The sequence below is a fragment of the Mucilaginibacter xinganensis genome (genome assembly GCF_002257585.1).
Taxonomy (GTDB): Bacteria; Bacteroidota; Bacteroidia; order Sphingobacteriales; family Sphingobacteriaceae; genus Mucilaginibacter; species Mucilaginibacter xinganensis.
Genome location: NZ_CP022743.1, coordinates 4,929,001 through 4,950,102 on the forward strand (window position 1 = coordinate 4,929,001; position 21,102 = coordinate 4,950,102).

Here is a 21,102-nt window from a genome sequence, read left to right on the forward strand (position 1 = left end):
AAACCAAACAATTATGAAAAAGCTATTATTAATTATTTTACTTTTCGCCGGCTTAACCGGGTTTAAGCACAGCAACAGCCGCCACATTAGCGGCACCGTATATGGCAAAGACGACGGGCTGCCACTGGCAGGTGTTACGGTTATTATTGACGGAACATCAACAGGCACCCAAACCAATGATAAAGGCAGGTACAGCATTATTGTACCTGATGGAAAACAGAATTTATCTTTTGTTTATATCGGTTATAAAAGCGCTAAAGTTAAATTGGGTAAAAGCGAATTGGTAAATATTTATTTGGAACCTGCTGCAAATACGCTTAGTGAAGTTGTTATAACCGGCTACCAATCCCAACGAAGAAAAGACCTTACCGGCAGCGTATCGGTAATTAGTATGGACAAAGCTACTGCGTCACCACCTGCATTAAATCAGCTCCAGGGCCGGGTAGCGGGTGTGGCCATATCAAGCGGATCGCTGGGTGCTGCCTCCAATGTAAAATTGAGAGGGATTTCTACATTACCTATGCCTTTGCGGGTAACAGATGAAAGTTATAAAGGCATGGCTGAAAACGGCTTTACCAATGTTAAAACCAGCCCGCTTTCTACATTTTCTGTAGATGTTGACGCAGCCTCTTACAGCAATATAAGACGCTTTATCAACAACGGGGAACTCCCGCCTGCTGATGCAGTTAGAATTGAAGAGATGATCAACTACTTTCATTACAATTTACCGGGCCCGATCAACAATGATCCGGTTGCCATTCATACCGAGCTTTCTTCGGCACCGTGGAACAGTAAACACAGGTTGTTGCGCATAGGGCTTAAAGCAAAAACCATTGAAAGTAAAAACCTCCCGCCGTCAAACCTTGTATTTTTAATTGATGTATCAGGCTCAATGGACGAACCAAATAAGCTGCCTCTTGTAAAAGCATCTATGAAAATGCTTGCCGACCAATTGAGGGCGAAGGACAAAGTGGCCATTGTAGTTTATGCCGGTAATGCCGGGCTGGTGCTGCCTTCAACTTCGGGCGATAAAAAGCTAACCATTAAAAGCGCAATTGACAACCTAAACGCAGGCGGCTCAACTGCCGGCGGCGAAGGAATAAAGCTGGCCTACAAAATTGCCAAAGAAAATTTTATGCCCAAGGGTAATAACCGGATAATTATGGCCACCGACGGCGATTTCAATGTTGGCGCAAGCAGCGATGGAGATATGGAACAACTAATAACTAAGGAGCGCGCGAGTAACGTAGCCATATCAATTATGGGTTTTGGCATGGGCAACTATAAAGACAGCAAGATGGAAACACTGGCTGACAAAGGCAACGGCAATTATGCTTATATTGATAATGTTACCGAAGCCCATAAAGCTTTAGTAAGCGAATTTGGAGGCACCTTATTTACTGTTGCAAAAGACGTAAAACTTCAGATTGAATTTAACCCGGCAAAAGTTCAGGCCTACCGTTTACTGGGTTACGAGGACCGGATGCTGAATAAAGAAGATTTTAATAACGATAAAAAAGATGCCGGCGATATCGGATCAGGACACAGCGTTACAGCCTTGTACGAGATTGTACCCGCCGGGATAAAAGATGATTACGCCGGAAATGTTGACTCGCTTAAATATCAAAAATCTATCCCGGAGGCAACCAGTAATGGCAATGCTGAAATGGTGACCATTAAGTTCCGGTATAAAGAACCGGAATCTGCGGCTAGTAAAATGAGCCTGGTTACCTTGAACGACAGCCCTGAGGAACTAAAAACTACATCTGCCGACTTTAGGTTTGCAGCTGCAGTTGCAGAATTTGGGATGCTGCTGCGCGAATCAGAGTTTAAACAACGATCAACCTTTGCCCAGGTAATCAGCTTAGCAAAAGGAGCCAAAGATAAGGACGAGGAGGGCTACCGGTCAGAATTTATCAGGCTGGCAGAAAGCGCAAAACTGCTGGTAAAAAACGAGCTGGCAACTGAATAACCATTTATTATCAACCAATTGCAGTACCCGCAACGCTAAATGTATTGCTGGTACTGCAATATTAGCATCCCCGGCAATCATGCAGGCGAGTATATATCCCAATTCATCCGCCACATCATGCGCTATATTTTCCCCACTGTTGTTCCTGATATTCCCCTATTGTTTAGCGCTATTAACCGGAGAGATAATTCAATAATTAAAACAATAATAAATTACTGTAGTTATCCTGCAGAGCGCGTGGCATAAGTATTGTCTGTTATTTACCCGAAGGACATCATTAAAACCTTAGTATGGTATTATTACAAATAGCAATATTACTAATACGTTAGTTTTAAAATACTTATATTAGCAACTATTTAAACTATTATTATGTGCAAACTTGTAGTAATTGATGACAATCCCACAGATCACTATATTATGCAGCGCTTATTACATAATAACTATAACTGCCAGCAGGCTACCTATACTTTTGACGGCAGTTTGGTTTTAGATTATTTAGAAGAGAATAAGGAATCGGGCACTATGCCTGACGTAATACTGTTGGACCTTGATATGCCACAGCTTACAGGCTGGGAGTTTTTAGATAAGCTGGAAACCTTCAACGCCGATGCCCATAAGAATGTAAGGGTACATATCATGAGTTCGTCTATCCGTACTGCTGATGTGTTTCAATCAAAAAAATATGCGTGCGTAAACTCATTTATGACGAAGCCTTTATCCCGTGATCTTGTTAACCAGGTATGTGAACAAGCCGGCCCGCTTAACAACCAGCAGCTGGGTAATGCTTCATAAAAAATCACCTGCTCTTTCCAGCTTGCACAGATAAACATTATTACCTTATTTTTACAGCCATAATGGCTATTCGCAATAAAATATACTTCGCTTCCGATTTTCATTTAGGTACAGGCACTTATGCTTCAAGTCGCGAACGCGAAGATCGTTTGGTGCGCTGGCTCGACTTTATTAAGACCGATGCTGCGGAGGTTTTTTTAATGGGCGATGTGTTTGATTTTTGGTTTGAATATAAAACTGTTGTCCCGAAGGGTTACATCCGCTTTTTAGGCAAACTGGCTGAACTTTCAGATTCAGGCATTAAGCTCTGGTTTTTTAAGGGCAACCATGATATGTGGATGTTTGATTATTTTGAACGCGAACTGGGAGCAACTATTATTAGCGATGAACTTGAAATTGAACGCAACGGCAAAAAGTTTTACCTGCACCATGGCGACGGGCTGGGGCCGGGCGATACTTTTTACAAATTTTTAAAGGGCTTTTTCAGAAGCAGGCTTTGTCAGTGGCTGTTTGCACGCATCCACCCTAATCTTGGGGTTGGGGTTGCAAATTATTGGTCGGCCCACAGCCGGATAGCCAGCCAGAAAAAAGATAACCCAAAACCCGGCGAACAGGAATGGCTGGTGGTTTTTTGCCGTGAATTAATACAAACCCATTTTTACGACTACCTTGTATTTGGCCATCGCCATTTGCCGCTTGACATCCCGCTAAACGATAAAAGCCGCTACATAAACCTGGGCGAATGGGTGTATGCCAGTAGCTATGGGGTTTTTGATGGCGAAACGGTAAGCCTTAAATATTTTGAAAAGTAGGAAGTAAATTCCACTACTGTACTTTGTACCGGTAAACCTGCCTGCCCAAGTTTCCTTTATCATCAATACCTTCTACAACAACGCGGTAATCGCCTTTGCCGTCTGCATTAAAATATTCAAATGAAGCATTGCCGTATTTATCAGTTATAACTTCTGGTTTCCAGAAAATAGTTATTCTCAGGTCAGCAAATTTGCTGGAAATGGTGCTTTCATATTTAGGTGAGTAAAACTCGCGGGCTTTATAAAGGCCATTTGCTTTAATCGCCAAAAAGCCCGTTGATATGATATCTTCCGGTTGTAACCCGTATTTGGTGGTTATCAATAACACCCCCACTCCGCCAGTAATGGATTCAATTTTATCAATTCTCGACGCACTCAGGGAGTTTAGGTCAAAATCAGCACGCATTTCACGCTCATCTACTATTATTTTCATTGGCACGCCAACGCTTATATTCTTTCCCAAAACAGCCGTATAATGTGATCCGGATCCGGGAACTATCATTATCAACACTCCCGGTATCCGTCCCATTAATTTAAAAGCCAACTGACTCCCTGGGCCAATTTCCTTTCCATGAAGAACATAGTCAGGGAAGCCATACCTTATCGATGTAACAGAAGGGTCTGATTTCCGGGCCTTTATTTTTACCTCGTTCAGCATTGTTCCCTTTCCTAAACCCTGCATATTTAATTGCTCCTGCTGCTTTTCGGTGTTTTTTAAATAAAGGGACATTGGTTCATTATTATCCTGGACCATTTGCCGGTTATCAGTCAATACAGGCGGGGCTGGTTTTGTGGTGTATGTTAATTGGGTTGAATTGTTCCCTTTGGCAGTAGCAGCCTGTAAAATAAAATTGGTAGTATCTCCAAACGCCAAGTTTTTAAACCTGAAATTACCGTTATTATCTGTTTGTTCGCTCAGAAAGGAATGTCCGTTAGACGACATTAAACTTACCAAGCCTTTTGCCAGTGGCTTCCCATCTTTTGTTTTAGCTATACCACTTATCTCAAGACCGGTTTCAGGCTGCCATGTTACCGGCGGATAACCATTGTTTAATAATTGCTTCCATTCAAACTGCCGATAGCCATGGGTAAGCATTACCAGATCAAGTTCTTTTAGTTTTTCATCGGTTATATTGGTAAAATAGTAATTAGGCTGCTCAATATTTCCCTTCAGGTCTGATGTTAACAGCAGGTTGCTCAATATGGAATTTTCTGCATTTTCATCAACCGGCACTTTGCTTTCATCCGTTACCGAAACAGAAAAGTTACCGGCAATTAGCGAATCAGCCCTGCTTTTTGCATTTATTTTAACAATTACCTTCTCCCTTGCCACATATGTCGCTTTATCACTATTCACTGCCAATCTTATCTCATCGTAGTTTTGCACAAAAAACAACCGCTCGCTTAAAGGCTCTCCGCCAGGTGAAAACAGGGTGAGGGTAGCTACTCCGGTGTGCAGCCGATGTTTGGCAATATCAAACTTTATTACCGGGCTGTCAAGCGGGGTAGTAACTGTGGTGGCAACACCACCCGAATAAATCAGCAGGGAATAATCTTTTCCTTTATTTTGGACATAAGCTCCATTGTTAGCCGTAATTACTACCGATGTTTTCTGGATGGAATCATTATTTGCGGTTAAGGTTACCCCAAATTTTTCCGCATCAGGCAAATTGATGGTGTTTTGCGTACCATCACCAAAAGTCAGGCTGGCGCTGTAGCATTTTCCCTCCTCAGGCTGAAGGTAAAACCAGCCCATACCTAAATGAGCCGATGTAAAGCTGGTTATCGTTTTTCCGGTATCATCCGTAATTTTTCCTTTAGCCGCTATACCCAGGCCATTTGAGCCTATTGCCTTAAATGCTATTTTTGATTTGATGCCGCTTACAAGGCGTCCTCCTTCAGGTAAGAATTGTATTTCAGGCTTCCCAGATATTTGTTGTTGGTTTCTATCTGCGCTTTCAGATACCTTATTATCAAGCAATGAGCCTACTGCAATAGCCTTATAAAAAAATCCGGTCTCCCCATTATTTCGCATCCAATCCGTATAGGCCCTCACCCTGTAAATCCCTTTTGGCAACGAATCAGGAAGGGCAAAATCTCCTTTCCCTATTCCACCGGTTACATCTAACAATAACGATTGGTCTATTTTATTTTGCGTATTAATGAGGTCCACATGCAAGATTCCGCTTATTTGTGACGGTTCATGCCGCTGCCCCATTGTAACGTATGCTTTAAAATACAAGGTATCCCCGGCTGCATAGTACGGCTTATCAAAGTGCAGGTAAGCTTTTTCGGCCGGATAGTTTGATAAAAAGCTTTTTAATGCCGCCACGGCCTTACCTGCAAAAGTTGTATCCTGGCTATATGCGCCAAAGCTAAATAATAACCAGATTAAGCAGGTGATAATTAACTTTTGCTTCATTGAATAATAAATAAGATGCAGGAAAACAGTCTTGCGATTGGTTAAAAAGGTATTTAATATAAAGTTAATTAAAAGTTTAACATCACATGCAGCCGTGCATCATAATATATTTCAATATGTCGGCATAAATAAAATCACTTACTTTTCGGGCTACTTTGTCGAAAATGAAAATCCGCTGCTGGCAGATGGAAATAAAGCCAGATCAATTACAAGTCATATCATTCCTACAAACCATATCAATACAATCCCAAATAAGGTTTTTCCTTGCTTATGGCCGAATTTTTTATTATAAATCAGTATAAAAGTCTTGAAGGCTGGGTTATTCCACTTTATACCTGTACACCTGCCGGCCTAAGTTACCCTCTATATCCATTCCTTCAATAACCACGCGGTAACTGCCTTTGCCATCAGCGTTAAAATAACTAAATGAAACATTGCCGTCTCTATCGGTTATTATATCAGGATTCCAGTAAATTGTTGTACGCAGGTCTTTCATGGTATTTTCAGAAGCTGCATGGCCATATTTGGGGACATAAAATTGCCTGGCCTTGTAAAAACCTATTGGTTTAACAGTTATCACACCCGGCGCTTCCTTGTAATAATTATTAATGCGGCGCCCCGTTTTTGTAGTAACTATCACCGCGCCGCCGCTGGCAATACTGCCATAAATTGCCGCTCCATGAGTTCCCAGCAGTATTTCAACACTTTCAACCTGGCTGGCGTCGAGCCCGTCCAAGGGACTGTAAGGGATATTATTGGTAGATTTATCATCAAGTTGTGGGATCCCGTCTACCACTATCAACATATAATCAGGAGGTATTTTGGGATCAAAGCTTACTATCGTGCGATTTGAGCGTAGCCTATGATCTGGCAGGAAATGTATTGACACTGCTTTAGCCCTAACGGCATCATATAGATTTGAATAACCGGCGGTCTCCAGCCAATCCGCGGTTATCACCTGGTCGGCGTTCCCTTTTCCATTCAAGTTTTGAGAATGCTCAAACTGGATTGTCTTTTTATCCTTTATAACAACTTCCTTTAGCATATACCCGTTTTTATGATACCCGTATTTATCCTGTTCATCAAAAAACTGCTTGCTCTTTTGTACATAAGCCGCCAAACTACCGTTATCCTTAGTCCCCGGGGCATTTTTCAAGGCAATCACCGGCTGCATGCTGTTGGTATCCGGTTTTACTTCAATATCTTTTTGTCCTTTTGCTGTGCGCGCCTGCACCACAAACTTTGTAGTATCGTCAAATGTTAAATTATCAAAAACAAATCTGCCATTAGCGTCCGAAAGTGTGTCCAGCATCAGGCCCCCGGCTGCTTTGCTAAAAAGTTTTACTTTGCCGTTTTGAACAGGCTTACCGCTTAAATTAACATGCCCGGTAATGCTAAGTCCCTTTTCGGGCTGGTAAACAAGCGGCGCCGTGTTACCAAAGATCCTTTCCCACTCAAACTTACGATAGCCGTGAGTAAGCATTACCAGGTCGAGGTCTGCCTCAGTTTTCCGGGTTCTGTTTGTAAAGTAATACCCGGGTTGCTCTACATATCCTTTAAGATCGGAAGTGAGCAACAGGTTATTAATAATTGTCGGTTCTGAATTTTCATCAACAGGCACCCTACTCTCGTCAACAACCGCTACTGAAAAATGCCCTGGAACAGGGTTACCTGCACCATTTATCACGTTCAGCTTTATGCCTGTTGCAGTCCTTTCTTCGTAGCTTTTTCTTTCTGTATTTATAGACAGATTAAGCAGATCATCACCTTGCACAAAAAGCAAACGCTCACATAGTGGTTCGCCATTTGCTGAAAACAGGGTTGCCGTCGCAACGCCTGTACGCAGGTTATTCTTTACGATATCAAGATTAATTTCCGGGCTTTCCAACTTTGTGGTGAAACTTTGAGGCACCCCGCCGGAATAGATAACCAGCGTATAATTTTTATCTTTATTTTGACGGTACCATTGTTTACCGGCGCTGATTTTTACCGCAAACGCACGGTTTATATCAGTAAATGCAAACCCAATTTCATTAATGTCTGCTTTGGGCAATTCAATTACCTCCTGTGCCCCGCCTGCATAGGAAACCTTAGCGGTATAGGTTTTTGTTTCCGACGGGGTTAGAAACAAATAGCCCATTCCCAAATGCGTTGATGAGAATGTGGCTATTTCATTATTTTCATTGTCAAGCACCACTCCTTTTACATCAACGCCCAAACCGCTGGGACCAATGGCCTTAAAAGCGAGTTTGGAGCGTACACCAGCTACAAGGCTGCCACCTTCGGGGAAAAATTTGATATCTGCTTTTGCCACTGCTGATTTTTGATTGAGCACCCCGCTTTCGGCAATATTACTACTTATTATAGTTGAACCTATTGGCATGGTTTTATCAAAAAAGGCACTCCCACCATCATTTCGCATCCATTGTGTGTAGGCCCTCACTCTGTAGTTCCCTGCCGACAAGTTATGTGGCAAAGCAAAATCACCCCATGCTACGCCGCCAACAATATGCATTTTTATTGAATTACAGATTCCGCCTTTTTCGTTTATCAAATCGGCATACAGCACCCCGCTAAGCTTCGAAGGTTGATGATCTTGCCCTTCGGTTACATAAGCTTTAAAATACATGGTATCGCCGGCAGCGTAGTACGGTTTATCGAAATGCAGGTATGCTTTTTCAGTAACGTGGTTTGCCGTGTACACGGTAACCTTTTCAATAATTTTTTTAACCAGGGCGCTATCAACTACCGCCAGATTGCTTTCATGTGTTTCATAATTTAAAGGTAACAGGCCTGAAATTCGATCCCGCATCCAAATACCATCATAAACCAGGCCGTCGGGGTTAAGGACTGTGCCATTTTTATCAAACAGCAATTTATCATGGTCAAAGCTTATTAACGTATTGTCTTTATTTTCGGCATCAGAAAGCGTACTCCTTGCGCTCCTGTTGAAGTAATGATTTTTGTTATAAGTGATAAAAAATGCGTCGCCATTAAAGTTCAGGTTATAGATACCCTGTTTATCAGGCCCTTTTATAAAGTCTTCTTTTTTTAATGGTCCCGGGGTAACCTTATCAAGTAATTTAGGCAGGTCAGCTTTTTTTTGCCAGTACTTCAATGAATCGCGAAAAGCTTTATCATTTTTTAATGCACGATAAATACTAAGCTTTTCCTGAACAATGCTATCCGCCGGGCGTTGCGGATTTGCAGGCACCCTCAACACCCTAAACCCATCCTGTGCCAGTGTTCCAGAAAGGGCACTCCTTAGAAAATGCATCTGCGAGTTTTCATAAACTTCCTGCCTGCTTTGTAGCCATTGCTTTTCCTCTTCGGGACTACCTTTCATTGCTTCAAATTGTACAATCCCTGAATAGCTGAAGATATGACTTTGATCCTCTGCAAAATTGAGCATGAAATTTTTAAGCAGGTATTTTATTTTATAACCTAATGCATCGTTCTTAATTATCAAAAAATCAATTGATGAGGCTGTAAGGGTATTGGTTGCGCCGTCGTAATTAAAATCAAGCAATTCAGGATTCAAAATTTTGCACTCCCTGGCAAGGGTCAAAGTGCCTAAAAACTCTGCCTTGAACCATTCAAGATATCGTGGCCTGTCTGAATCGCCCCCCTTTTTGGCTTTTATGGTCACCGCGCTTATTGCAATTGATTTTGGAAAAATGGTAATAGTTTGCAGATCAATATTACTATTATTAACAGTGACGGTTTTATTATAGGTTTCAAAACCCACACAAGAAATAACCAGTTCATATTTACCTGGTTTTAAATTACTTAATATAAAAGCACCATCAGCCGCAGTCGGGTTACCTATCGTAGTATTGCTCAAAAACACATTTGCATTTACCAAAGGCCTGGTATCGGCCTGGTTAATAACACGCCCTGTTATAGTATATTGCGCGAAACTGTACTCGGCAAGAAAAAGCAACGATATTGTTAAGGTAAGGAATTTCATTACCTAAAACTATTGAAAAAGCCCGATTAATCCAATCTGCTGTATTAATTAAAATCGACTGTGTTATTTGATACGTGGATATTTTATCCCTCAATTAAATTATATAACTTTCGGCTGTGAATAAACTTTATCATTTGTGTTAGTTAAAACTTTTGGAAGTGCGGTTTATGGGATTGAAGCAATTACGATCACCATTGAAGTAAATATAAGCTCGGGTAAGCTGGCCTACTTTATTGTGGGCTTACCTGATAATGCGGTTCGGGAATCAATGCAGCGGATTGAGGCTGCCCTGCAAACTAATAATTACAGGATGCCCCGACAGCGGATAGTGGTAAATATGGCTCCGGCAGATATCCGCAAAGAAGGCTCGGCCTATGACCTCACCATAGCCACTGCCATATTGGCCAGTTCGGGACAAATAGAGAATGAAGACCTTGAGAAATATCTTATCATGGGTGAATTATCTCTTGACGGCAGCCTGCAACCTATAAAAGGTGCCCTGCCTATTGCTATACAAGCGAGAAAAGAAGGGTATAAAGGTTTTATTTTACCCAAACAAAACGCCAGGGAAGCTGCCATAGTAAATGAACTGGAAGTATATGGGGTAGAGAATATAAAAGAAGTGGTTGGCTTTTTTAACGGCGAAACGCAGCTAACCCCGGAAGTTGTAAATACCCGCGACGAATTTTTTAAAAGCCTCACCAATTACGACAGCGACTTTAGCGAGGTACGCGGCCAGGAAAATATAAAACGCGCCCTTGAAATAGCCGCAGCAGGCGGACATAATGTAATATTGATTGGGCCGCCGGGAGCTGGTAAGACCATGCTGGCTCGCAGGTTGCCATCCATTTTGCCGCCACTAAGTTTATACGAATCATTAGAGACCACGAAGATTCATTCAGTTGCAGGTAAATTATCTGCTGCCGATGCACTGGTTACCACCCGGCCGTTCCGCTCTCCGCACCATACCATTAGTGATGTGGCCCTTGTCGGCGGCGGCAGCAACCCCCAACCCGGTGAAATTTCACTGGCACATAATGGTGTTTTGTTTTTGGATGAATTACCTGAATTTAAACGCAGTGCTCTTGAAGTAATGCGCCAGCCATTGGAAGAACGCCGGGTAACTATTTCACGAGCCAAGTTTACAGTTGATTACCCGAGCTCATTTATGTTGGTGGCAAGCATGAATCCATGCCCTTGCGGCTATTTTAATCACCCGGAAAAGGATTGCATTTGCCCGCCTGGGGTAGTGCAAAAGTATTTAAGCAAAATTTCCGGCCCTCTCCTGGACCGTATTGACCTGCACGTAGAGGTAACTCCAGTAAATTTTACCGAGCTGGCATCTGACCGGCTTGCTGAAAAGAGCGAATTTATTCGTAACAGGGTTATTAAAGCACGCGATGTACAGGCCGAACGTTTCGGCAACAAACCCGAACTGCATGCAAATGCTCAGATGAGCCCCCAAATGGTGCGGGATATTTGCAAAATAGGTGATGCGGGCCAGGCGCTACTTAAAAGAGCCATGGAAAAATTGGGCCTTTCTGCCAGGGCTTATGACCGTATTCTGAAGGTTTCGCGCACTATTGCTGACCTGGCTGGCAGCGAACAAATAGAATTGGAGCACCTGGCGGAGGCGATAAATTTCAGAAGCCTGGATAGAGAAGGCTGGGCGGGATAGTTAAAGTTAATAAGCATTATGCCCGGTATCTTTTTTTAACGACATTGCGACCAACGTTAAAACCCTGTCAAGTAACCGTTCATATTTATCAGACTGATTGGTCTTTTAGGGGAATTATTTACCCGTCCCGCTGTTACTTATTATTAAGTATTTACATTACACACAAAAATACACAGCTAATACTTAAATAATTACGTTCCATCAAAGTATTGGAATGGGTTTTGCATGTTCGCCATTATATGAACTCAATTTTAATATAATGGATAAAATTAACATCCTGGTGATTGACGATAACCCGATAGAGCATACCATTATGCAAAGGATGTTTGATAAATTCCAATTGTTCCCGAAGGCTTCGCATAGCCTTGATGCACGATTAAGCATGGATATTTTTGAACAGCATTATTCAACGCTGGATCTAATACCTGATGTGGTTTTCCTGGATTTGAACATGCCCGATTTTAGCGGATGGAATTTCCTTGAAAGCTTTGAAAACGTTTACAAAAAAATCAAAAAGCCGGTGGATATATATATCCTAACTTCCTCTATTGATAATAAAGATAAACGGCTTCCTGATCAATATCCATTTGTAAAAGCATGTATAACCAAGCCCATAAAGATGGATACCTTGCTTAACCTTCATTCGTTATATCACTCTTCAAAAGCGGCCAGCTAAATAGAAATTTTCGATTAAAAAATTTAACCTGAATTGTGTAGCGGATTTGTTAAAATGGCCGTATTATTAATAAAAGCCATAAACAAACCTATACACAATGAGGATAAATTTAACCCGCGCTCTATTTTTATCAATATCAATTGTTTTTTTCATTTCATCGTGCAAAAAAAGCGCTGACAATTCTAAACTGCAAACATTGATGATTGATTATAGTAATAGTGGAAAAACTATTAAGGTTTCCAGGGGACAAATCATAAACTTAACCCTTGGCAATCCGGGTGATGGCGGCTATGTTTTTGACGCTCCGGAATATAATTCAAAAGTATTGAGCCTGATCGCTAATACACACCAGCCACCCATATCAAATGCTATTGGTGATTTCGGGAAGGATATCTGGCAATTTAAGGCCCTGGCGAGCGGCAGCAGCAATTTAACTATAACAGCAACACGATCATTCGATAAAAACAACCCGGTTGTTATGTTCTCCGGCACTATTGCGGTGAATTGAACAAGTTTAATTCACCCGCTAATTCGCAGATCTATAAAATACATTCCTTTTTTAGCCGGGCACCATACCTTATAATGCTAATATTTTTTCAGATTAAAAAGATGGTCCCGATAACCTTATATTGTCTTGTGGCAGGATCCCCTGAGCTAACACCTGCTAATTTACAACCCATGAGCAGAACTACCAGGCTATATGTTGCGATACACAAAGTATTTCACCTGTAAAATCAAGTAAAGCAGCATAAAATTATACTATTAGTTAACAAGCCATTTACCATAACGCTCGCGTATTTAGCGTATTAGACGTATAAATATATTTTATTCCTAAATATAATTTATTAATAAGAAAACACTTGTTTTTATTACAGGGAATCTATAGCTTCACATCGATTTAGCTAATGGACAATCCCAACAAGAAGATTATCATTTTTGACGACGACGAAGACATCCTTTCTATCTGTAGCTTTATTTTAGAAGAACAGGGATGGGTAGTAAGTGCATTTGCAGACTGCAATAATATTATAGAAAAGGTTTCGGCTATTATGCCAAATGTTATCCTGATGGATAACTGGATCCCCGACGATGGTGGTATTGTTGCCACAAAAAAAATAAAACAAAGCAAAAACCTGAAACACATCCCGATTATTTATTTTTCGGCAAACAGCGACATTGAGTTGTTGGCTAATGATGCCGGTGCCGAAACTTACCTGGCCAAACCTTTTGACCTTGAAGATCTGGAACGCGTTATTAATTCAGTATTGACACAAACTGCAAAATAAATCAAGGTACTATTTATATTTAAAGAGCTTCGCTGTAATACAGTGAAGCTCTTTTTTCTGTTATATTAGTTAGGCGAGTTGTCAGGTCCGCCTCCCCCGTCACGACGGCCACCGCCATCGCCGCCCCTTCTGAAGCCGCGGGAGGCCGGATCACCTTGCACAGGTGATTTACCCGCAAATTTTTGCAGGCGTAGCGTAAACGTAGCCAGGTAATAACGGGAAAGCCTGTTAACCTGGGTTTGGGTAACTGAGCTGGCGCTTGTTGCAGATGAAAAACCGGTATTTTGGTTAAATAAATCAAATGCCGAAAGGCGAATGGTCCCCCTGTGATCTTTCATGAACCTGCGTTCAAGGTATAAATTCAAAATATCAGGATTTGTCACTTTTACGCTTGAGGCGTAACCATAGTTAGAAACATGCGAGTAATCATAACTGAAGGTCCAGTCGCCAAAATAGTTTTTTCCATTTATGCCCGAACTCCAGGCTCTTACATTTGAAACAGCGTCAGTAAGCGGATTTACAATTGAGTTGCTGGTTCTGTTTACGCTGTAGCTTGTAAAAACCTGTGCATCAATATGATCGGTAATATCAACTCTGAAACTTACTTTTGGTGTAAATTGCAGGTTCTTAGCAATATTTTTTTCAGTGGTTTCAGCACCCGTAGTATCTACATTACTTAAATAACCTACGTTATTGGTATAATTAACGGTTCCATCAAGCGATACGACGTACCTTCGGTTAGCCCATGGTTTTTGATAGGTTACCCGGGTGCTTAAGTTGTAATAACCACCTGCATTAAGGTATTGAGTTAAGATGGTATTCTGAAATCTTGGATCCCTGGCATAAACACGTGGATAGGTAATGGTGTTGGTAACAACAGAGTTCTGAATCTGCTGTAAATTTACGTAAGCAAAAAATACATCGCCGGTTGCAAAACTAAAATTGTTATATCTTATCTGAAAATTGTTAGTGAACTGCGGCTTAAGGTTTGGATTACCCTCGGTTGGGTATGACGCATTTGAAAAGTCAAAAACAGGCTGCAGCTGCGTAAAGCTCGGCTGGCTGCTTGATCCGTTATAATTTAAGCTGAATACCTTACCGCGTGAGAAATTGTATACAAATCTTGCAGACGGGATGACATTAAACGTTGAAATATGAGTTGAAAGATTGGTTAGCGGTGAATATCCGTCCAATACAGATGGCTGCACGCCCAAGCCTAAAACATAATTATATTTCTTTTCGATAAAAAGGTAGTTCAATCCAACCCGGTTGGTTGTAAAGTTATAATTGTAACGGGTGCTTAGCGCACTGTCATTCCTAAACGAAACTGACGATGCATCAAATAAAGTATCTGTTTGTTTATCATTATTTGTAACTGAACGGTTATAGGCATAATTCAACTCTAGGAATGAGCGCTTACCCATGGGCTCGCGGTATGAAAAGTTTATGCCGTATGTAGTAGTTTGGCTTGCAACGTTAATGAGCTGGTTAGCCGGAGAAGTTGGTGCGCCAACTGTAAAATCGTACAATGGATTTTGGAATGAATTACTATGGCCGGAACTAACACTGGCATTGATACTTAAATTGCGGCGGTGATTAAATTTATGGTTATACAAAGCGTTAAAACCATAATTAGGTGACTGCGAATTTCCTATTGTGGTTGATGTATATGCTGAACTTACCGACCCGTTCCTCAAAAAATTAACGGTCTCAAAATCGTTTGTAGTAGCACCTGAATACGTAAAGTTAGGTACCACTTTAAGATAGTTAGCTGTGTCAGGCTTATATTCCATATTCCAGTTAAATCTGTGGTTTATCTTGCCGTCGGTTTCGTTGCTGTTTTGCTGCTGGATAGAGGGATTGGTAGGCGAGGTATTTTGCTGCGATATATTGTTAATGGTATTGGTTGTATTATCCATGAAGCTGTAGCTGCCGTACACTGATAATTTCTTACCCCATTGATCGCGAAAATTTGCTCCGATAGAATGCGCAAGAGTAGTTCCGTTTGCGGTTGTAGTAAGACTGCCTGTATTGCCGCCGCCGCGCCCGGCATTTCCCCTGCCACCGCCGCCACCCGCACCACCGCCGCCGGTACTGCCGAAAGTGAACGTATTCACATTGGTATTATTTATGCTCCCTAAAACGGCAATTTGCTGATCGCCTTTAAAATTGAAGGCATTTAAAGATGTCAGGTAGCGGTTTTTATTAGGGATACCCTGGTCCTGCGGAAGCGCGTCGCTGCCATCGCCTGCTGTTGCCTGACCAAAATAACCGTAGTTTTTATCCTTACGAACAGTAATATTCATTATTTTATCTGGATCACCAGTTTTAACACCGGTTAGATTGGCCTGATCCCCGTAATCATCAATCATCTGGATATTCTCAACTACGTCGGCCGGCAGATTTTTAAGTGCGCTCTGCACATCGCCACCCATAAAATCTTTACCATTGATACGCACTTTAGTAACCTGTTTACCCTGTGTGCTTACATTGCCGTTAATGTCAACATCAACTCCCGGCAGTTTTTTTACCAGGTCCTCAACCGGCGCGTTTTCACGTACCTTATAGGCACTTGCCTGGTACTGAACGGTATCTTCTTTTAGCGTAACAGGTACCACGCCTACAATAGTTACCTCGTTCAGCATTTTCGATTCGGTTTTTAAAACTATATTCCCTAAATCAGACGGTGTATTGGCATTATCTAAAGTATAATGCCTTTTTAGCGCCTGGTAGCCAATTGAAGTAATGGTAATGGTTAATTTGGCACCCTTAACGCCCTGGAAAGTAAACTTTCCATTAACATCGGCTATAGCTATTGTGCTGTCGCCCTTATCTGATACTAATTTAATGTTGGCAGAGGGTACCGACAACCTGGTAGAATCGACAACGGTGCCATGCACTTCGCGCCCTGTCTGGGCAAAAGAATAAGTAATTGAAATTAAAGCAATTATTGTAATAAGTAGTAATGATTTCATTTTTCTTTTTAATGCGCTTCGGGGGTTAATAATATCTAAAGACATTAACTTATCGCAAATGTTCAATTAAAAATCACTAAATGATTAATAATCATAGCATTGTTACATATAAACAAAAAAAGCCCCCTGTAACCAGGGAGCTTTATATATTTAAGAATATGACGTATTTAAATACTTAGTTGGTTAAATGCAATGCTGCCGCCACTTCGTTAAAGTTTTTAACATTAAGATGAGGGTTAGCCGCGTTTAATGTGGTAATTGCGGTTCCGGGGATTACAACTACCCTGAAATCAATCCCTGAGGCTTGGGTAAAATTAGCTTTAAGATCAATGTAGCCTACACCGTAATCATTAAAGGTGATGGTGTGACCTGCTTCAGAGTAAGGTAAAGAATACCAGCCTGAAGTTGAACCTGTGTTACGTAAATAAACCAAAACAGTCCCCTGGTCCACTATAGCCTGTGTAATAGCGGGCACTGTGAATTTAGTTAAACCCGCAACCACAACACCCTTATCTACCAATAAAAAGTTTTGAACGTTTGCATTTCCAGGATCACCTTTATCGCCTTTAGGCCCTTGCGCTCCTGTAGCACCAGTTGCGCCGGTTGCTCCTGTTGCGCCTTGTGCTCCGGTAGCTCCCTGTGCACCGGTTGCACCAGTTGCGCCAGTTGCGCCGGTTGGGCCTTGTGCTCCGGTATCACCTTTTACCCCCTGTGCACCGGTGGCTCCGGTTGCTCCCGTTGCGCCTATTGGGCCTTGAGCACCTGTTGGGCCTTGAGCACCTACTGCACCCGTAGCACCAGTTGCACCAGTTGCTCCTGCAGGCCCGGTTGCACCATCCTTACCATCGGCTCCTGCAGCGCCTGTTGCACCTGTAGCTCCTGTGGCGCCTGTTGCACCTGTATCACCTTTTGGTCCCTGAGGTCCTACTGGTCCTCCTGCTGGCCCTGCGGGACCTTGTGGTCCTGCGGCGCCCGTTGCACCAGTTGCTCCTTGTGCGCCTGTTGCGCCCGTTGCACCAGCAGGGCCTGCTGTTTTATCTTTTTTACATGCCGCTATGCTTAACAGGCATATGAATAAAATAGGTAGTAAAAGTCTAATTGGTTTCATATTCGAATGCGATTATTGTTTTTGTTATATCGGCTTTTACGCAAGTGTTTTCAAATTAGTTACAGTTGTTGTTATATGAATAAAATTTGCTTACCATTTTATAAATTTAAGATACGCTTATTGGAGGCCATTGATTAACAAATGTTTAAAATTATTGCGATGTACGAGTAACAACATGGCATGATTTTCGTTTAACATCAACAAAAAATTAACCTATGGCTAATGTAAATAATTCCCTGCACACTAAAGTTCATCACTGGATTGATGCTATTGGTTTTCGGCTCAATGGGTCGCAAACCAGTAAAAACAATATAACAACCAATCATTATTTTTTTGAAACATTCAATTTTTTTGAAAAATCGAAGAATAATGATGTAAAAAATTCCAAGTTTTTATGTTTTGACGCTTACGGACAATCCATCAACGTCAAATCTCTACTTGATCTTCAAACAGCATTCTTTGAAAACATCAGCCAGCTTTAATTGGAGAATGCGATGTTTATGATCGGCAATTAGCCAGGAGCACTTTGTGGGAAGGTTTTTTTTTATTCTATATTTAGTAACTTAATGTATTAAAATAACAAAACCCCGTCTTTTAAACAGGACGGGGTTTTGGCTTTTTATGCTTTTTAAATATTTAATCGCCTGATATTAAAAGTTTTCCAATTCACTCTTTTTCGGCAGATCATCGTTTAATCCCCTACCGCCGGCAACCGGCAAATTAACTACCGGCCTGGTTGGGTTCAAGGCTTCTTTTATCCGCTGATGCAGGTCGGTGTAATGCGCCCTGGTAATTGCATCACCGTCTTTAGGTAGCTTTGCATCAATTACTTTTAGCTCGGCACGTACCATAGGCCTGATATCAGACAACGCTGCGTTGATAGGTGTTACCCCATAGCTTGCCAATACAGCAGCTGGCACACCAGGAATACCCTTAAAATCATCGTTTAACAAACTCTTTAGGTTTTCAACGTATCCACGTTGCAGGTTACGTTTAAACGCATCCGGCCGGCCCGATGTGAAAATACCGGCACGTAAATCGGTTAGCAACTCAGTCACGGTGTAGGCTTTGGTTCCGTTTTTTGTTTCGTTATCATACATGCGCGACAGCCTGTATGGAGAAAGCACATTGCCTAATGTGCCAACCTGTACACTTTTGATGCGGTTAAGCATTACACCATTATCAAATTTAGACAGTTCCTGGCTATCTATCATCCATAATGGCGTTGTAAATAATTCCTTGTTGAAAAACAATACCGCATCGTGCTGACGATTCTTTGCAACGAAATCGTAAACCGGTCCCTTTTGATCATAGGTTTTGCTGTTTTCATTAAACCCGCCGATATTGGTAGCCACATGCCCCATATAACGGTAAAATTGTGTTAAGATTTCGCCATAAAGTTCTTCCAGATCATCGTAATCCTTACCAGGCTGGTAAGTCCATTTTTCAATATTCGGTAAAATACGTTTTAGATTGGCAATTCCATATGTGCTGGCTTTCATGGCATTGTCGCCTAAGTCCTCACTTTGTAAGCGCGGATCAATACTTGTTCCCTGGCGCCCATAAAAATAAAGCGGGTTGCCTGCTTTTTCCTTTGTCCATACGTCTAAAATTTCTTTTTCCTGCTGAGCCGTCTTTTTACCGGGAAACCACGTGTAACCCCATTTAATTGCCCACATATCATACTCACCTATTTGCGGGTACAAATGCGTTACACCATCACCAGGCTGTGCTATATAATTAAAACGGGCGTAATCCATAATTGATGGTGCGGTACCATGCTTATCGGTAAATGTCTTTGAGCGCAATGAATCAACAGGGTAAGCGTAACTTGAACCAAAGTTGTGCGGCAGACCAAGTGTGTGCCCAATTTCGTGCGATGAAACAAAACGGATCAGTTCTCCCATTTGCTCGTCAGTAAATTTGGCTTTGCGGGCCGCAGGGTTTACAGCTGCCGTTTGAACAAAATACCAGTTACGCAACAACTGCATAACATTATGATACCAACCCACATGACTCTCCAGTATTTCGCCGGTTCGCGGGTCAGACAAATGCGGACCGTAGGCATTTTCTACATTTGAAGCAAAGTATCTTACCACGCTATATCGCGCATCTTCGGTACTAAATTCCGGATCCTCCTTGGCTGTTGGCGCAACCTTGCCCACTATTGCATTTTTAAAGCCTGCGGCTTCAAACGCCTTTTGCCAGTCGTTTATTCCCTGGATCAGGTACGGAACCCATTTTTTAGGCGTAGCCGGATCAATGTAAAAAACGATTTGTTTTTTTGGCTCAACCAGTTCACCCCTGGCGTAAGCAGCTTCATCCTTTGGTTCCAGTTTCCACCTGTGTATGTATGAGGTTACTTCCGCTTTTTGCGCATCAGTTCCGTAATCGGTTTGGCTTTGGCCGAAAAAGCCAACGCGGTCGTCTCTTAAACGGGCCTCCATTGGCGCTTTAGGCAATAACAACATAGAGGTATTTAGCTCAAATGTAATTGCAGCATTCGTATTATCCGTCGGCGATTCTGCTGCGCGATAAGTTTTTAATACCCGTGTTTCCGTATTTATCGGGAAACTTTTAATGGTGTCAATAAATGAGCGTGAATTATCCAGTGTGGATATTTTATAGAATTTTTTTACCTCGTCAGCAATACCGATTGCGGCGATGTCACCATTGTAAAAGTCAGTTACGTCAATTACAACGCCTGTGGTGTCTTTATTATAAGCCTTTATATCAAACGATGCTAAAACAACATCAAGATTTGAATTTTTTACCGAGCGGTACATATCTGAAGTGCTGTCAGCTCTTATTGAATAGCTTGGCACCCGGATAAATACCTGCTTATCGTGGCGCTCCCATTTCCAGACCTGGTCATTAGCCTCTTCACCTCCATATTGCTGGTTTGGCACTTTTACATTGGCCGGTGTTTTTGCCAGCCGGGTAACTACCAGCATTTCGCGGTTTAATAACGAATCCGGAATTTCATAATAATACTTTCCTTCAACTTTATAAGTATTAAAAAGCCCTTTATCAACCTGTGTTTTTGCCGGGATAAGATCACCGAATTTTTTTATGCCCTCTTTTTTACCCGGGCCTATTGTAGCTGTGGCGCTTGAGCCCGAAGCGGTAGCGGTAGTTTTGATGGTTACAGTCTGGGCTGCCTCCTTTTTGGTTTTACAGGAACCTGCAATAACGGCAATAGTAATTGCTGTTATGCATAAATAAGTGTTTGCACGTATCAATTTAGTCATATATGTGATTAATAATTTAAATAACAGGGTTAAAGTGTAAACTTATGCAAAATACAATCCATTTTTCAATAGAAACATTTTTGTTACATTTTAGTACATAATTGGCTTCGGAATTGAGTGGAGCGCTGAACAATTTATAGTGGCTTAATGTAAAGCCCTG

At 41.7% G+C, this 21,102-nt stretch carries 13 protein-coding genes; 8 read left to right on the top strand and 5 right to left on the bottom strand.

From position 1 onward, the window contains the following. Positions 1–13 precede the first annotated feature (13 nt). The 3 genes from MuYL_RS21460 to MuYL_RS21470 all read left to right on the top strand — a co-directional run bounded on the left by MuYL_RS21460 (position 14) and on the right by MuYL_RS21470 (position 3,576). The gene (locus MuYL_RS21460; protein WP_094572498.1) at positions 14–1,972 is read left to right on the top strand and encodes a vWA domain-containing protein; all 1,959 of its coding nucleotides are present in this window, start codon (positions 14–16) and stop codon (positions 1,970–1,972) included. Between the two features lie 369 nt (positions 1,973–2,341). Then, positions 2,342–2,764, top strand: a complete 423-nt coding sequence (locus MuYL_RS21465) for a response regulator (RefSeq protein ID WP_094572499.1) — start codon at positions 2,342–2,344, stop codon at positions 2,762–2,764. 62 nt (positions 2,765–2,826) lie between these two features. Continuing rightward, positions 2,827–3,576 carry a UDP-2,3-diacylglucosamine diphosphatase gene (locus MuYL_RS21470; RefSeq protein WP_094572500.1) on the top strand — a complete coding sequence of 250 codons (750 nt, stop codon included), beginning with the start codon at positions 2,827–2,829 and terminating at the stop codon, positions 3,574–3,576. A gap of 13 nt (positions 3,577–3,589) precedes the next feature. Here the strand turns inward: MuYL_RS21470 and MuYL_RS21475 are convergent, their stop codons facing one another. Together MuYL_RS21475 and MuYL_RS21485 are read right to left on the bottom strand one after the other, a co-directional pair. Then, the gene (locus MuYL_RS21475; RefSeq protein ID WP_094572501.1) at positions 3,590–5,998 is read right to left on the bottom strand and encodes a hypothetical protein; all 2,409 of its coding nucleotides are present in this window, start codon (positions 5,996–5,998) and stop codon (positions 3,590–3,592) included. A gap of 319 nt (positions 5,999–6,317) precedes the next feature. Further along, the gene (locus MuYL_RS21485) at positions 6,318–9,968 is read right to left on the bottom strand and encodes a carboxypeptidase regulatory-like domain-containing protein (RefSeq protein ID WP_094572503.1); all 3,651 of its coding nucleotides are present in this window, start codon (positions 9,966–9,968) and stop codon (positions 6,318–6,320) included. A gap of 136 nt (positions 9,969–10,104) precedes the next feature. Here MuYL_RS21485 and MuYL_RS21490 point away from each other — a divergent pair, with 136 nt between their 5' ends. The 4 genes from MuYL_RS21490 (at position 10,105) to MuYL_RS21505 (ending at position 13,608) form a co-directional block, all read left to right on the top strand. Next, entirely contained in the window at positions 10,105–11,646 is a 1,542-nt protein-coding gene (locus tag MuYL_RS21490) for a YifB family Mg chelatase-like AAA ATPase (protein WP_094572504.1), read from the top strand. 259 nt (positions 11,647–11,905) lie between these two features. Beyond that, positions 11,906–12,322 (top strand): response regulator, encoded by a 417-nt coding sequence (locus MuYL_RS21495; protein ID WP_157741041.1) that lies wholly within the window; start codon positions 11,906–11,908, stop codon positions 12,320–12,322. A gap of 199 nt (positions 12,323–12,521) precedes the next feature. Further along, complete coding sequence (locus MuYL_RS21500) at positions 12,522–12,830, top strand: protease inhibitor I42 family protein (RefSeq protein WP_157741043.1); 309 nt, start codon at positions 12,522–12,524, stop codon at positions 12,828–12,830. Between the two features lie 397 nt (positions 12,831–13,227). Further along, on the top strand, positions 13,228–13,608 hold the full coding sequence (locus tag MuYL_RS21505) for a response regulator (protein WP_094572507.1): 381 nt from the start codon (positions 13,228–13,230) through the stop codon (positions 13,606–13,608). 65 nt (positions 13,609–13,673) lie between these two features. On the opposite strand, the gene MuYL_RS21510 is transcribed toward MuYL_RS21505, so the two are convergent. Then, positions 13,674–16,583 (bottom strand): outer membrane beta-barrel protein, encoded by a 2,910-nt coding sequence (locus MuYL_RS21510; RefSeq protein ID WP_170309778.1) that lies wholly within the window; start codon positions 16,581–16,583, stop codon positions 13,674–13,676. A gap of 175 nt (positions 16,584–16,758) precedes the next feature. Beyond that, positions 16,759–17,691, bottom strand: coding sequence for a hypothetical protein (locus tag MuYL_RS21515; RefSeq protein ID WP_094572509.1), 933 nt, complete (start codon positions 17,689–17,691; stop codon positions 16,759–16,761). A 215-nt stretch (positions 17,692–17,906) separates the two neighbouring features. Here MuYL_RS21515 and MuYL_RS21520 point away from each other — a divergent pair, with 215 nt between their 5' ends. Then, a complete protein-coding gene (locus MuYL_RS21520; RefSeq protein ID WP_094572510.1) occupies positions 17,907–18,173 on the top strand; it encodes a hypothetical protein in 267 nt (88 codons plus the stop codon). Positions 18,174–18,341: 168 nt separating this feature from the next. Here MuYL_RS21520 and MuYL_RS21525 read toward each other — a convergent pair whose 3' ends face one another. Then, positions 18,342–20,942 carry a zinc-dependent metalloprotease gene (locus tag MuYL_RS21525; RefSeq protein WP_094572511.1) on the bottom strand — a complete coding sequence of 867 codons (2,601 nt, stop codon included), beginning with the start codon at positions 20,940–20,942 and terminating at the stop codon, positions 18,342–18,344. Positions 20,943–21,102 lie beyond the last annotated feature (160 nt).

Coding starts and splice junctions, on each gene's coding strand:
- MuYL_RS21500 (WP_157741043.1), top strand. CDS start 12,522: ATGATTGATTATAGTAATAGTGGAAAAACTATTAAGGTTTCCAGGGGA.
- MuYL_RS21460 (WP_094572498.1), top strand. CDS start 14: ATGAAAAAGCTATTATTAATTATTTTACTTTTCGCCGGCTTAACCGGG.
- MuYL_RS21470 (WP_094572500.1), top strand. CDS start 2,827: ATGGCTATTCGCAATAAAATATACTTCGCTTCCGATTTTCATTTAGGT.
- MuYL_RS21505 (WP_094572507.1), top strand. CDS start 13,228: ATGGACAATCCCAACAAGAAGATTATCATTTTTGACGACGACGAAGAC.
- MuYL_RS21495 (WP_157741041.1), top strand. CDS start 11,906: ATGGATAAAATTAACATCCTGGTGATTGACGATAACCCGATAGAGCAT.
- MuYL_RS21525 (WP_094572511.1), bottom strand. CDS start 20,942: ATGACTAAATTGATACGTGCAAACACTTATTTATGCATAACAGCAATT.
- MuYL_RS21515 (WP_094572509.1), bottom strand. CDS start 17,691: ATGAAACCAATTAGACTTTTACTACCTATTTTATTCATATGCCTGTTA.
- MuYL_RS21510 (WP_170309778.1), bottom strand. CDS start 16,583: ATGAAATCATTACTACTTATTACAATAATTGCTTTAATTTCAATTACT.
- MuYL_RS21485 (WP_094572503.1), bottom strand. CDS start 9,968: ATGAAATTCCTTACCTTAACAATATCGTTGCTTTTTCTTGCCGAGTAC.
- MuYL_RS21520 (WP_094572510.1), top strand. CDS start 17,907: ATGGCTAATGTAAATAATTCCCTGCACACTAAAGTTCATCACTGGATT.
- MuYL_RS21475 (WP_094572501.1), bottom strand. CDS start 5,998: ATGAAGCAAAAGTTAATTATCACCTGCTTAATCTGGTTATTATTTAGC.
- MuYL_RS21465 (WP_094572499.1), top strand. CDS start 2,342: ATGTGCAAACTTGTAGTAATTGATGACAATCCCACAGATCACTATATT.